Source organism: Acidobacteriota bacterium, from assembly GCA_009691245.1.
Classification (GTDB): domain Bacteria; phylum Acidobacteriota; class Terriglobia; order 2-12-FULL-54-10; family 2-12-FULL-54-10; genus SHUM01.
The window spans coordinates 14126-27398 of sequence record SHUM01000001.1 but is presented as its reverse complement, the minus strand read 5'-3'; the positions used below and the strand labels follow the sequence as shown (position 1 = coordinate 27398).

Annotated in this window: 11 protein-coding genes; 6 read left to right on the top strand and 5 right to left on the bottom strand. The window is 59.5% G+C overall.

Translation table 11 applies throughout. The features are described from left to right. The first annotated feature begins 39 nt into the window (after window positions 1–39). The 3 genes from EXQ56_00130 (at window position 40) to EXQ56_00120 (ending at window position 4321) form a co-directional block, all read left to right on the top strand. Entirely contained in the window at window positions 40–2082 is a 2043-nt protein-coding gene (locus EXQ56_00130; protein ID MSO18867.1) for an N-acetylmuramoyl-L-alanine amidase, read from the top strand. A 56-nt stretch (window positions 2083–2138) separates the two neighbouring features. Beyond that, a complete protein-coding gene (locus EXQ56_00125; protein ID MSO18866.1) occupies window positions 2139–3887 on the top strand; it encodes a DUF58 domain-containing protein in 1749 nt (582 codons plus the stop codon). Window positions 3888–4057: 170 nt separating this feature from the next. After that, window positions 4058–4321 carry a hypothetical protein gene (locus EXQ56_00120; protein MSO18865.1) on the top strand — a complete coding sequence of 88 codons (264 nt, stop codon included), beginning with the start codon at window positions 4058–4060 and terminating at the stop codon, window positions 4319–4321. A 30-nt stretch (window positions 4322–4351) separates the two neighbouring features. On the opposite strand, the gene thiD is transcribed toward EXQ56_00120, so the two are convergent. The 4 genes from thiD to EXQ56_00100 form a co-directional block, all read right to left on the bottom strand. Beyond that, entirely contained in the window at window positions 4352–5176 is an 825-nt protein-coding gene (gene thiD, locus EXQ56_00115; GenBank protein ID MSO18864.1) for a bifunctional hydroxymethylpyrimidine kinase/phosphomethylpyrimidine kinase, read from the bottom strand. Window positions 5177–5186: 10 nt separating this feature from the next. Next, window positions 5187–5408: a hypothetical protein gene (locus EXQ56_00110; GenBank protein ID MSO18863.1), complete on the bottom strand. Its 222-nt coding sequence runs from the start codon at window positions 5406–5408 to the stop codon at window positions 5187–5189. Window positions 5409–5457: 49 nt separating this feature from the next. Next, complete coding sequence (gene moaA, locus EXQ56_00105) at window positions 5458–6510, bottom strand: GTP 3',8-cyclase MoaA (GenBank protein ID MSO18862.1); 1053 nt, start codon at window positions 6508–6510, stop codon at window positions 5458–5460. A 237-nt stretch (window positions 6511–6747) separates the two neighbouring features. Then, the gene (locus EXQ56_00100) at window positions 6748–7209 is read right to left on the bottom strand and encodes an iron-sulfur cluster assembly accessory protein (protein MSO18861.1); all 462 of its coding nucleotides are present in this window, start codon (window positions 7207–7209) and stop codon (window positions 6748–6750) included. Window positions 7210–7519: 310 nt separating this feature from the next. Between EXQ56_00100 and EXQ56_00095 the strand changes: the two genes are divergently transcribed. Next, entirely contained in the window at window positions 7520–8185 is a 666-nt protein-coding gene (locus EXQ56_00095; protein ID MSO18860.1) for a hypothetical protein, read from the top strand. A 10-nt stretch (window positions 8186–8195) separates the two neighbouring features. Here EXQ56_00095 and EXQ56_00090 read toward each other — a convergent pair whose 3' ends face one another. Next, the gene (locus EXQ56_00090; GenBank protein ID MSO18859.1) at window positions 8196–11120 is read right to left on the bottom strand and encodes a TonB-dependent receptor; all 2925 of its coding nucleotides are present in this window, start codon (window positions 11118–11120) and stop codon (window positions 8196–8198) included. Between the two features lie 274 nt (window positions 11121–11394). Here EXQ56_00090 and purE point away from each other — a divergent pair, with 274 nt between their 5' ends. Together purE and EXQ56_00080 are read left to right on the top strand one after the other, a co-directional pair. Then, window positions 11395–12021: a 5-(carboxyamino)imidazole ribonucleotide mutase gene (gene purE, locus EXQ56_00085; protein MSO18858.1), complete on the top strand. Its 627-nt coding sequence runs from the start codon at window positions 11395–11397 to the stop codon at window positions 12019–12021. Beyond that, entirely contained in the window at window positions 12021–13187 is a 1167-nt protein-coding gene (locus tag EXQ56_00080) for a 5-(carboxyamino)imidazole ribonucleotide synthase (protein MSO18857.1), read from the top strand. Before purE ends, EXQ56_00080 begins: the two co-directional genes overlap by 1 nt. Window positions 13188–13273: the final 86 nt, after the last annotated feature.

The following is a 13273-nucleotide window of genomic DNA, read 5'->3' as shown; positions in this document are numbered from 1 at the left end:
GTTGATCTCGCAAGCCGGAGCAGGCTCCGACGAAGCCTAATGATGCGGATTCAATCCCATAGCTTTGAGTCTACCGGTCGCGGCGGCAGGTTGCGTCCGGCACTGCCAGTACTGTTGCTGGCGGCCTGGATCATGGCCGGGATAACGCCATCGGCGCAGGCCAGCGGCGCGCTCGACCGTGCCAATAATTACTTTGAGGAGGCGCGCAAGAAGCATTCCGAGCTTCAGAAGACCTCGATGTCCAACCGGACCATCGAAGATTACAGCAAGCTAATCGACACCTTCCGCCGCGTCTATCTGACCGCGCCCACCTACGGCAACTCCACGATCAGTCTGATGGCCATTGGCGAGCTTTCCGAGGAGATGGCTCGCCGCTGGAGCGAGCCGATTCACTTCCAGCAGGCCATTGAGGCCTACTCGTTCCTGTTGCGTGAATACCCGCAGAGCCAGTTTCGCTTCGACGCGCGGCTGGCCATTGCGCGCATCTATCGGCACGACCTCCACCAGCCGGAAAAAGCGCTGGAGCAGTTCGGACGCTACGTGGCCGACTACCCCAACTCCGCGCAATCGAAGCTAGCCAGACAGGCCGTCTCGCAACTGCGAGATGAGATCGGCCCGGCAGCCGATGCCGCGGAGAATCGCGCTCACACCGTCAGCCAGACCAAAGAGGGTACGCTCTCCAGCAAACTTCCGGCCCTCAAACCAGTTGCAGACAAACCAGCCAGCGAGTCCCCCTCGGCCGGGAAGTCAGCGAAGGATGACCTGTCCACAATCACCGACATTCGGTACTGGACCAACCCGGAGTCCAGCCGCGTGGTGGTGGATGTAGGTCAATTGGAGGTGGGGCAAAAACTGAAGTATCAGGCGGCGCAACTGAGCACTCCGCCGCGGCTCTACATTGATCTGCAAGATACCAGGATCCCCCAGCCCGTCGGCGGGCGCACGCTGGAGGTAAACGGTGACCTGCTGAAACGCGTGCGGTTGGCCCAGTTCGACAAGCGTGTCTCGCGACTGGTGCTGGACCTGGGAGCGGATACCGATTTTCAGATCAGCGAGATGACCAATCCCTATCGACTGGTGATTGACGTGCGCGGTCGCGTCTCTGAGATTGACGCGGCAATTCCGGTAGCGGCGAATTCTCCCGCACCCGCCCTTCCCTCCGTGCCTGTGCTGATGGCCAAAGCAGAGCCGGCTGCCGTCGCGCCATCCGCTATAGATCAGAAATTACGCGCCGCCGCGCCCATTCGCGGTGGAACGCATTCACTGACACGCGCGTTAGGGTTAAAGATCGGTCGCATCTTCATTGATGCTGGGCACGGCGGGCACGATCCCGGAACCATCGGACCAGGTGGGCTGACCGAGAAGGAGTTGTCGCTCGATCTGGCGCAGCGCGTGGGCAAGTTGATAGAGGAGAAGCTCGGCAGCGAGGTGGTTTTTTCCCGCGCTGACGACAGCTTCGTACCATTGGAGGGCCGCGTGGCCCTGGCCAACAAGGCCGAGGCCGACCTGTTCCTTTCCATCCATCTCAACTCCAGCACCGCAAAAAATGCCGTGGGTATTGAGACGTATTACCTCAACTTCACCTCCGACCCCGAGGCGCTCAAGGTCGCTGCGCGCGAAAACTCCGGCGCGCAGGAGACCATCGCCAATTTACAGGGTATCGTGCGCAAGATCGCGTTGCAGGAAAAGCTCGATGAGTCCAAGGAGTTCGCTGCTCGCATGCAGTCCTCGCTGCGCAAATCGCTAGCCAAGGGAATGAATCGCAAGACAGCCAATCAGTTTGACCGCGGCGTGAAGACCGCGCCCTTTGTGGTCTTGATCGGCGCCAACATGCCTTCGGTATTGACCGAAGTTTCCTTCCTGAGCAATCCGGCCGAAGAAAAACGGCTGCGCACGACCGAGCATCGCCAGAAGATCGCCGAAGCACTGTTTGCCGGTGTCTCCGGCTACGTGGACACGCTCAGCGGCGTGAAGATCGCTCCGCGCCTGCCCGCACCTGGAAACAGGAAGTCTCCGGCGAAAGCCGTATCCCCCACTCCCATGAAAACTCCCGATACGGAAGATCTCGCCGCGCGGCGCTAGCATATGTGCCGGGGCCGTGGGACAGAGCCGGAGTGTCTCCGGCGTGATTCTCCAGATTGAGATTCCATGCCATCTCCGGTGATATTATCAAAACCATGCCTGTAACCACCGGGACGAACGTATCCTCCAAAATTTTTCGCCGACTAACCGCGCGCACACTGCTGCGCAGATGGATCGCCAAACTGGACGTGCCGGGCTGGCGCACCTTTCTGATCTCCATGATGGCATTGGCGCTGGCGTTTGTGCTGGCTATGTACTCCAGCGTGTTCGCGCAACAAGGCCGGGTAATCGCCACGGGGCTCTGCGCGGGAGCGGCATTGTTGCTGGCCGGCTATGTGGCCTTCACGGCGATTCCCTACCTCGCCCGGCGCACCCGCATCGAGTGGCTGCATGTGAGCCTCGATTACAAGCTAACGCGCGAGGGCTGGGCATTCATCGTACTGATTCTGCTACTGGCCATCGCGGGGCTGAATACAGGCAATAATCTCCTTTATATGATTCTGTCCAGCCTGCTGGCTGCGATCCTGATGTCGGGCATTCTTTCATTGGGCGTGCTGAGCGGCGTGGGTGTCGACATTGAGCTTCCGCAGCATGTTTTCGCGCGGCAGCCCGTGCGTGCGCGAGTACGCCTGTCGAATCTGAAAAAAGTTTTCCCGTCGTTTTCGCTCACCCTGAGAGGCTCGGCTGGATTGGCTGGCGCGAGCATAAGCAAAGGGGCGATGGCCATTGACTGGAAGCACGTCTTCGCGCAAGGGCTGCGCTTGGGCAGCGTGGCGGCTACCTTCACGGTAGTCGTTTTGCTGGCTCTCTGGAAGGTAATCGCAGATTTCTATCGGTTCAGCATCCTGGCGTTGGTCGTGGTTGGATTGCTGACGCTGGGGGCCTCGCTGATACTTGCCATGGCGGCGCTAGCACTCGCACAATGGAAAACGCTTGCCGGCGCCAGATCGCAAACTGCGGCGAGACCCGCCCGCAGAGGAACGAAGCCATCGGCGATTGGTGACGTCCAGGCCAGGCGGGGTATTCTCGATCAGCCGCTCTACTTTCCCTTCTTGCCACGGGGCAGCGCGATTGAGCGCCAAGTCGAGATAGAATTCCCGCGCCGCGGCCATTATCGCGATGACCATTTCGATTTGAGTACACGGTTCCCCTTCGGGTTCCTCGACAAGACTATGCACTTGGGTCTCTCGCGTGAACTTCTAGTGTATCCAGCCGTTCGCCCTAACGAAAAACTCATCGAGATACTGCCCATGCTCAGCGGTGAGCTGGAGGCATTCCAGAAAGGCATGGGGCACGACCTGTACTCGATCCGCGAGATGCTCGGGTCTGATAGCGTCCGCCATGTCGATTGGAAGGCCTCGGCGCGGTCGGGCTCATTAAAGGTCCGCGAATTTGCACGGGAGGACGACCGGCGTGTGCAATTGGTGCTGGACCCGCGCATAGGCAAAGTGGGAGACGCGCCGGGGACGTTCTCCGCTGAGGCGCTCACGCAGTTTGAGGCAGCGGTGGAATTCTGCGCATGTCTCGCTTGGCATTTTCACGAGATGGACGCGGAGTTTCAATTTGTCTGCGGAGACTTTCGGACACCTGTAGCGCGCGCCAGCGAAATTATCTACGATATTCTGCGGCATCTAGCGGTGACCCAGCCGTCGGTCGAAGCGCCAGATTCCGCTCTCGCCGTCTCCGAGCAGGACAACCTCTTCCGCATCATCTGCGCAAGTATGAAAAAAAATTCGCTGCCGGCATCGCCGCAATCGTACCTGGTCTACTTCGAAGCCTTAGCAATTCCCCCGGCAAGAAACTAACTCTTCTCCTGCTGGTTACCCTCGAGCACGATTTTCGTTGCCCGATTTTCGTTGCCATTGACCCTTAAAATAGCTATACTTGCAGAGTTATGCCGCCCTCTTTACGCCAATCCGAAATGAGCAACCCAGGACGCCAGGCCGTGGGCGTGGAACCCGTGTTGCTGGATGAGATGTTCACCGAGGTGAATGGGCTGTCTCCGCAGCGCGAGGCGGCGTTTTTCTATGGCCTGTTTCTGCGTGGCCACTCGCTTGACAACCTGCGCCGAGACATTGATGTCGATCCCGTACTGTTGGCCAAGTGGCGCGTGCTGCAGGCGCGCGAACCGCTCTACCGCGAGGCCATCGAGATTATCGTCCCCTACCGCAAACGTGTGCTGGCCATCTTCGAGTCGCTCATAACCTCCGAGCGCAGCCAGTCTCCTCGCTACCAGTAAGCCTCCGCACGCTACCGCGCCAATCGAGCATCACTCCGTTTTAGCGAAGTGATTTACGGGGCCGTGGCCGCCGCCGATGCCGGGGTTTGTGGCGATGGCGCGGTGGATGAATTGCTTCGCGACGCCCACCGCTTGCACCAACTCCATGCCTTTTGCAAGCAATGCTGTGATGGCCGCCGAGTAAGTACACCCGGTGCCGTGCGTGTGTAGGGTATCAATGCGCGGGGCAGCATAGAGGTACACCTCGCTCTCGTGGTAGAGCAGGTCGTTTGACTCCGTTGACGGCGCAGACGATAAGCGGGCAGGGCGGTGTCCCCCCTTAATCAGCACAGCTTTCGCGCCCATTGCAAGTATCGCGTGCGCGGCCTGCTGGCTGAGTGACTCGTAATCATCGCTCTCGAATTCACGCAACCCCGCCAGGGCCAGCGCTTCGTGCCAATTGGGAGTTACCAGAAACGCGTGCGGAAGAAGCTGGTCGAGCAGCACGGCGCGGGCATCATCGCTCAACAGCGGCGCGCCGTGCTTGCTGATCATCACCGGATCAACCACCAGCGGAAACGCGAACCGACTGGCCCGGCTGGCGACGGCGCGAATCACATCCGAGTTACCCAGCGAGCCCGTTTTGGCCGCGCCGGGAAGCATGTCCTCGAGCACAGCGTCGATCTGCTCAATGACTAACTCAGCGGGAGTCACTTCCACGCGACTCACTCGCCGCGTATTCTGCACAGTGAGAAGCGTGATCGCGCTCGCGCCATACACGCCAAACTGATGAAACGTCTTCAGGTCAGCCTGAATGCCCGCCCCGCCAGAAGGGTCCGAGCCGGCAATGGTCAGCGCAATGGGTGTGGGGTGCAAGATGGAGTAATTACTTGCGAATGGAGCGGAACACGTCCTCAGCGGGGATCGACTGCATCTCGCCTCGCTCAAATGCGTCGATGCGACTTTCCGCTTCGGCTGCCCACAAGGAATCTATTTCCTGTTGAGCCGATGCGTCCAGGCTGGACAGGATTTTCTCGGCGACCTGGGCGCTTTCCTCCGGCGGGAGTGAGAGTACCTGCTGGAGAAGTTGTTGGCCCTGGTTAGACATTCTGCGATCTCCTTCCGAACCTATTCTAACACCGGCATGGCCGATTCCTTCAGCCGCCGATCTGGAACATGCCGCGGTTCTTGGTGGAGAGGCCTTCGTGCAGGCGATGGCCGACGGGCTTCTGATGCACGGCCTTCAGCAGTATGTCGCGCACGGCGTCCTGGCCGTTCTGGCGCAGTTGCTTCTTGATGTCCATCTCGTCGTCGTTGAGCAGGCAGAGATGCAGCTTGCCCTCGGCCGTGAGCCGCATGCGGTTGCAGCTTCCGCAATACGGCGCCGAGACCGGGCTGATGAAGCCCACCACGCCGCGCGCGTTGGGCAGGCGGTAATTGCGCGACTCGTCCGAGGCGTCGCCGCTGGGCAGCTCCGTCAGCGGGCCGTGCGCAGCCTCGATGCGCGCGCGCACTTCGTCATTCGAGATGTAATTGTCGCGGGCCACCTGCGCGGTCTCGCCGCTGCCGAAGGGCATCAGTTCGATGAAGCGGAAGTGCCAGTCGCGCGAGAGAGTCAGCGCAGCCAGCGCGGCGACGTCCTGGTCATTGTAGCCGCGGGTTACCACGGCGTTTAGCTTGATCGGCGTCAGCCCGGCGGCTTCGGCGGCCTCGATGCCCCGCCAGATATCCTCGAGCTTGCCCCAGCGCATGATCTTGGCGAGGCTCACCGAGTCGAGCGAGTCGATGTGGATGTTCACGCGGCGCAGGCCGGCCGCGACCAGCGGCTTTGCCAGGTCGGGGAGCAGGATGCCGTTGGTGGTCATGGCCAGCTCACCTGCGCCGGGAATGGCGGTGATCTGGCGCACGATGTCGAGCAGGTCGGGGCGCAACGTGGGCTCGCCGCCGGTCAGGCGGAACTTGCGAAAGCCGGCGTCCACGGCGACGCGCACCACGGAGGCGATTTCGGAGGGAGTAAGCAAATCGCTGGGCGGCAGGAATTTCAGCCCGTGTTCCGGCATGCAATAGACGCAGCGCAGGTTGCAGTGGTCGATGACGGAGATGCGCAGATAGTCGATCACCCGTCCAAACTGGTCGCGGAGCCCTGCCAGAGGCCCGGACGGCTGGGTCGAATCGTTGGGCTGGGTGGCAGTGATCTGTTGCAGGCTCATCTCTCTACTGACTCCGCCCGAGGGCAAAGGCTACCCCAATATGCCGAGGATCGAGTACTCCGCTATTGTACCGTTTCTGGCCCAAAAGGCTACAAGAGGACAAAAGGAGGGCGACAATTAAGCGGGGCTGGGTTATTGCACCAGAAACAAAAACGCAGCTCTCCGGGGATCCCCGAGAGTGCTGCGTCTCCATAATATTTCGATTGGGTTCTGCCAGTTGTGGCTGTGTGCCGAAAACTAGGTGCTAAACGAGCTGCCGCAGCCGCAGGTACTCTTCACGTTGGGGTTAGAAAATTTGAAGCCAGCACCTTCCAACGACTCGACGTAATCGACCTGGGTATTGTCGAGGTAGAGTAGGCTGGTCTGATCGACGAAGACCTTAACGCCGTCGAAGTTGTAAATCTTGTCCATGCTCATTTCGTCATCGCCACCCTGCTCGAACATCATCGAGTAAGAGAAGCCCGAGCAGCCACCGCCCACCACGCCAATGCGCAGCCCCGCCGGAGCAGGCTCTTGCTGTCCCATAATCTCTTTTACCTTGGACACTGCCTCTGTTGTAAGACTTATTCCCACGCTAGCCTCCTTGGAATATGCCGGGCGTCGAGCCGGGTGATTCCGCGAACTCCCTCGATTGGCCCCGCAAAGGGGATAATCCACCACGAACACAGTCAACCTGTATTCTACCGCTTTCAGCCGCATCCACGCAAGCGGCCTGTGTCACATGGCGCTACAGTTTTACCGTAGGGCAGACAGGATGGCGACACTACACGAAGACCGCCCAACGGTATCACTACCCGCTCTGGTTTAAGTGCAACCATGCCGATTACTCGCTTCGGATCGCTGAGTTGACCGGAATGGCTGGGGGCACTGGAAACTGTTCGTTGTATACTTTTCGGGAAGAATCTCATGCACCGAAGGATTGGACAGAATGGGACGATCTCAGGTTTACCGAACACGATCGCTGTGCGTGGTTGCGATCCTTCTCTTCTCCAGCGGGTCTGGCGGGCTCTTGTTCGCAGAAGTTTCGTCGAAGACTATCAACATCAAATCAACGCCTGTCCAATACCGGGTGATCCTGCCAAAGAACTACGATCCGGCGCAGGCCTATCCAGGAGTACTGGCTTTTGGCGGCGGACCGCAGACGATGGACGTGGTTGAAAACACGATCCGCAGAAATTGGAAGAGTGAGGCGGAACAGCGCGGCTACATTGTGGTGCTACCGGCTGCGTTCGGCGGGCAACTTTTCTTCCAGGGCGGTGAGCGCATCTTCCCTGAGTTTCTCGACAAACTTCTCGTGGACTATAAGATCGAGGATAACAAATTCCATATCGCGGGAATTTCCAACGGAGGCATCAGCGCGTTTCACATCGCGGCGCTGTACCCCAAGTACTTCATCTCCATAACGGCGTTCCCGGGATTTTTCCCCAACGTAACGGAAGAGCGTGTGCGGGCAATCGCTGACATGTGCATCTACATGCATGTCGGAGAATTTTACCAGATGGGTTGGACCCCCAGGATTCAGCAGCAGGCCGAGGTATTCCAAAAGGTGGGGCTAAACATTCACTTCACTATCGAGAAGGGCCAGAAGCACCGGTTGGAAACTTTCGCCGACAAGAATGCCTATCGTCTCTTCGATCAATTCGAGCAAGCCCGCCAAGGCTGCGCGCTCCCATAAAAAACATGCACTAGAACGAGAAGCGCATGGAGAACTGTAGCTGGCGCGATGTCGTCGAAGTCCTGGTGATCTTTCCTGCCGTCGAGGTTCTGTTGCCCAACTGGCCGGAGAAAACGTTGCTCGATGGCGCGGCAAAGTTCGGGTGATTGGGCACGTTGAACACGTCAGCACGGAATTGCAGGCGGCGCTTTGAGTCGAGCAAAAAGTCGCGGGTGATGGCGATGTCCGTGCTAAAGATGCTTGGCGCGGTGAGCGTGTTGCGGCCTGTCGAACCGGTCCGGCCCGCCAGCGGCGCGGAGAACATGCAGGGGTCGAAATACTGGTCTGGAGTGCCCAGTGCGGTGCCGGCGGCGACCAATCCGCATCCCGCCGATGTCCCGCTGATGGGATTGTTGTCCGCGCTGGGAAGCAGGTTGGGACGATTCGCCTGGAACAAGTATCCGCGGTAGCGCACGTTTGAACCCACCGAGAAAGGCGCGCCATTGCGCATGCTGACGATCCCGTTCATTCGCCAGCCACCCAAAATTTTTCCGGCCACGCCGGTATTCAGGAACGGCTGCCCCGCGCCGAACGGCGAATTCAGGAAGTAGCTCAACACCAGACGCTGGCGGATGTCGAAGTCTGACAGTGCGCGGTCCATGGTGCGGTCGAGGCCATACTGCCCCGTGTTGGTCTGTTGGCCGACGGAAGAGTCATCCACCGATTTGCTGTATGTATAACTGGCGCTCACCGTGAAGCGCGAGCCCACCGAGCGGTTCACCGAAACCTGCAGCGCATTGTAGAACGACTGAGCATCGGAGCTGATCATAGTGATCGACCCAAACGCCCGATTGACGCCGAGCACCGGGCTGTTCGACACGTCCTGCGGGAAGAACAGCGCGCCATCGGGATCGACCGTGGGCACGGGGAACTGATTGGCCTCATAGCGCCGCAGCAGATGATTGCCGCGTGAGCCGACATACGCCGCGGTCATCTTCAATCCGCCGGGCAGCGGCTGCTGCACGCTCAGGTTGTAGCGATAGACCACGCCGGATTGCATTCCGTTGTAGTCCATCACTTGCACCAAATAAGGGCCGCTCACCGGTCCATTCAGGGCTAAGGGGAAAATTGTGGAAGTGTCGAGGTTCGGTACCACCGAGATTCTATAAAACGGGTCAGAGCTGCGCCGAGAGCTGGCCACGTAGGCCACAAGCGGGTCGTAATGCACGCCGGTTCCGCCGCTGATCAAAGTCTGGCGGCCTGCCCAAGGCGACCAGGAAAATCCGAAGCGCGGCGCCAGATCATCGAGCGAAGGATTGCCATTATAGAACTCACCGTACTCAACTTTAGGGTCGCGCACGAAATCAATCAGGTGAACTTTTTTGTTTGTCAGGTCGGAGATGGTCCCGACAAACTCGTAGCGCAAGCCGTAGGTCAGTTGCAGCCGCGGAGAAACTTTGAACTCATCCTGCGCGAAGAACGAAAAAAGATTCTGCCGAAAGAGGCGGTGGTTGTCCGAGCCCTGTTGCGCCACGAACAGGCTGGTGCCCACGGGGCCAGCTTGCAGAAAGCCCTCGAGGTTATTGAACGACCACAACGCGCCTTTCTGCCAGTCGCTGTAAACATCCCAGCGGTTGCGGTGCATCTCGCCGCCAAACTTGATGGCGTGCGAGCCCTGCTGCACGATCCACTGATTGCCGAACTGGAAAGAGTCCAAGCTGTCCGAGCGCGGAATGTTGGTGACAAGGCCGAAGTTGCTCATGCCGGGAATGGTCATCTGACCGAAGATGGGCCAGCTCGGGACAAAGCTCAGCGAGTCAGGGATGGTCAGTTGCTCCACGCCGAAGGAAACATCGGTGGGACGCGTGTAGCCGAAGCGAAATGTGGTCAGCGCGCGCAGGCTCAGTATATGCGTGCCCACCGCGGTCAGATATTGCTGGCGCGTCTTGCTGGAGGTCAGGAAGAGGTGCGAGCCCTGAGACTCGTCGCCCTCGGCATCGGAAAAGGTGTAGCGCGCGAACAGGCTGTCGCGATCCGTCAGCTTCTGATCCATGCGGACGTTCAGGTAATTCTCTCTGGTGGGCAGCGACTGCGGGGCAAAGTTTCGTCCAATGCCACCGCCTTCGCTGGACCCATTGGGGACCGGCATCAGATTCAGATACGGTCGAATCGTGGGGGCAATATCGCTGCGGGTGCGAATGGCGGCGTCGGGCCAGAAGCTCACATTGGTTTCGGTCAGACGGTCGCGCAACCCTTCGTAGCTGACCAGGAAAAACGAGCGGTCCTTCTGGATGGGACCGGTGAGCGTCCCGCCGAATTGATCGCGCCGGAAGGGCGGCGGATTGTCGCCGTCATCGAAGAAATTGCGCGCGTCAATCTTGTTGTTGCGCATAAATTCAAAGATGGTCCCGTGAATTTCCGGCGTGCCCGAACGCGTGATGGAGTTCATGATACCGCCGCTGGAGCGCCCATACTCGGCGTTGTAACCTGTGCTGAATACCTGCACCTGGAACACGGCGTCCGAGCCAAGCTGCACACCGGCTGCGCTGCGCGGCGGAAAGTTTTCCGAGTTCATCGTGGTGGTCCCGTCGAGCATCACGTGATTTGAAGTGGAGCGGCTGCCGGACATCGAGAGGCTGCCGCCGCTGGTTCCGCGCGACGCCGAAGCCGTGGATGTGTCGCTAACACCCGCTTGCAGCGTGGCCAGTTGCGAGTAGCTGCGCCCGTTCAGCGGGAGCCCGGAGAGCTGGCTCTCGCTAATCATGATGGGCGCGCTGGCCTTTGGTGGTAGTGGAGCAGGAGCTGCCGCGGTTGATGCTTCCGGCTGGGCCGCGTCCTTGCCAGCCTCCTGTGACCATGCTGTCCCGGCCAACAGAAAACATACCAGCGCCGCCATCCTTACAGCAGGGAAGGGCCAGCGGCTCGATGCAAAACTTACAGGCATTGTAGATTCCATGATTTCCTCACAAATTTTCCGAACAAGCTTGCAGCAGGACATGAATCACCACGAGGTCAACTGTTGCGCTCTTTGGCTGTAGGACAGGCCATTGCTATTAGGCGATTCCACCCAGCTATCTCTTCATCTTATCGTACCCGCGCCAACCTCGCCAACACGAACCTGCCGGGAGTTGTCCTGATTTGGCCAAAACGGCTTTATGCTTGTTAAGATTAGGTGTACCTTTACATGCTTAAGTGTTCCTGAAGATTCACAGGAAATGGGAGTTCCCTCGATGAAAGCAACCAAGCGAGCGGCAACGGCGCGACGGGCATCAGCCACACCCTCGCCGACATCCACGCCACTGGTCGCGGTGATCATGGGCAGCAGGAGCGACTGGCCCACCTTGGCGCGTGCGTCGGATATGCTAACGCATTTCGGCGTGGCGCACGAGTGCGAAGTGGTCTCGGCGCATCGCACGCCGCTATGGCTGGCGCAGTTTGCCACGCAGGCCGAAGCGCGAGGAATCGAAGTCATCATTGCCGGAGCTGGTGGAGCAGCTCATCTGCCGGGCATGGCCGCCGCGCACACACCCGTGCCGGTATTGGGAGTCCCGGTGGAAAACCGCGCGCTGAAGGGCCTCGATTCTCTACTCTCCATTGTGCAGATGCCCGCCGGTGTTCCCGTCGGCACACTGGCAATCGGTCCGGCTGGCGCAGCTAACGCGGGCTTGCTGGCCGTAGCCATCCTCAGCAACTCGCGGCCCGCGCTACGCGCCAAGTTGCATGAGTTCCGCGCAGCGCAGACACAAAAAGTTCGTATGGAAAAGTTGGAATTCCCCGGCATTTCTCGCACTAGTTTTTCCGGCCAACCACCCCGCAAACCTGCCGCGCCCAAACCTCGCGCCGCCGAGAAAAGATAATGGCGCGTACTCCCTTCCCTCCATTGCTACCCGGCTCGACGATCGGCATGCTCGGCAGCGGGCAGCTCGGGCGCATGTTCGCCTTCGCCGCGCATCGGCTGGGTTATCACGTGCATACGTTTTCGCCTGACGCCGACAGCCCCATGGGTCAGGTCTCGGACGCCAAGTTTATCCACCCTTATAGCGATCTCGATGCGGTTAGAAAGTTTGCACGAACTGTTGACGTGGTTACCTACGAATTCGAGAACGTCTCCGCCGAAGCACTCGCCGCGGCAGGCGAAGTCGTACCCGTGCGTCCTTCCGTCAACATTTTGAGGACCACGCAGCACCGGCTCCTCGAAAAAAGTTTTCTAGCTGACAAAGGATTTCCGGTCGCTCCGTTCCGTGCCATCAGAAATGGGGGTGATCTAAAGCGTGCGGTCGCGGATTTGGGAACGCCTGCGGTGCTAAAGTCGGCGCGCTCGGGGTATGACGGCAAGGGCCAGTGGCGCGTGGAAAGCGCGGTTGAAGCGCAGGCGGCGTTTCATGAAGCAAAAACTGACGAACTTATTTACGAGACATTCGTCGATTTTGCAATGGAACTCTCTGTCGTCTTGTGCCGCGACTCCCACGGCAACTGCGCCGACTGGGGAGCGATCGAAAACGTCCACGCCAATCACATTCTGGATATCTCGATTTCGCCGGCGCGTGTGTCCAGCGAAACAGCAGGGACCGCAGTGGAGTTCGCGAAGCAAATCGCGCAACAGCTTGATCTGGTGGGAACGATGTGTGTGGAGTTATTCCTCACGCGCGATGGAAAGCTGTTGGTCAATGAACTGGCCCCACGTCCACACAACTCCGGGCATATGACCATTGAGGCCTCCGTAACCAGCCAGTATGAGCAGCAATTGCGGGCGATCTGCGGCCTCTCCCTCGGCTCAACGCGCATGTTGGGCGCGGCAGCCATGGTCAATCTGATGGGTGAGCTTTGGTCGGAAGGCGAACCGGACTGGGCGGGCGTGTGCGCGCGACCGGAGCTGAAGTTGCATCTCTACGGCAAGAAGGAAGCGCGTCCGGGACGCAAGATGGGCCATCTGACAGCGGTGGTCCGAGACATCGAGTCAGCGATCAAGATGGTTATGGATGCACGCTCCGCGCTGGCGCGCGCGACAGAGCCGCGACCGTGAGGGGGTGGACCGGCTGGATTTTTAGCGACCTGGAATTATGAGTGCCCCGCAGCCAGAAGTGACCATCGACCCGACCCACTACCTCA

Bases quoted from the DNA above. Each gene is read 5' to 3' on its own strand.
- EXQ56_00130 (MSO18867.1), top strand. From the start codon at position 40: ATGATGCGGATTCAATCCCATAGCTTTGAGTCTACCGGTCGCGGCGGC.
- EXQ56_00120 (MSO18865.1), top strand. From the start codon at position 4,058: ATGTTCACCGAGGTGAATGGGCTGTCTCCGCAGCGCGAGGCGGCGTTT.
- EXQ56_00110 (MSO18863.1), bottom strand. From the start codon at position 5,408: ATGTCTAACCAGGGCCAACAACTTCTCCAGCAGGTACTCTCACTCCCG.
- moaA (MSO18862.1), bottom strand. From the start codon at position 6,510: ATGAGCCTGCAACAGATCACTGCCACCCAGCCCAACGATTCGACCCAG.
- EXQ56_00100 (MSO18861.1), bottom strand. From the start codon at position 7,209: ATGCGGCTGAAAGCGGTAGAATACAGGTTGACTGTGTTCGTGGTGGAT.
- EXQ56_00090 (MSO18859.1), bottom strand. From the start codon at position 11,120: ATGGAATCTACAATGCCTGTAAGTTTTGCATCGAGCCGCTGGCCCTTC.
- purE (MSO18858.1), top strand. From the start codon at position 11,395: ATGAAAGCAACCAAGCGAGCGGCAACGGCGCGACGGGCATCAGCCACA.
- EXQ56_00080 (MSO18857.1), top strand. From the start codon at position 12,021: ATGGCGCGTACTCCCTTCCCTCCATTGCTACCCGGCTCGACGATCGGC.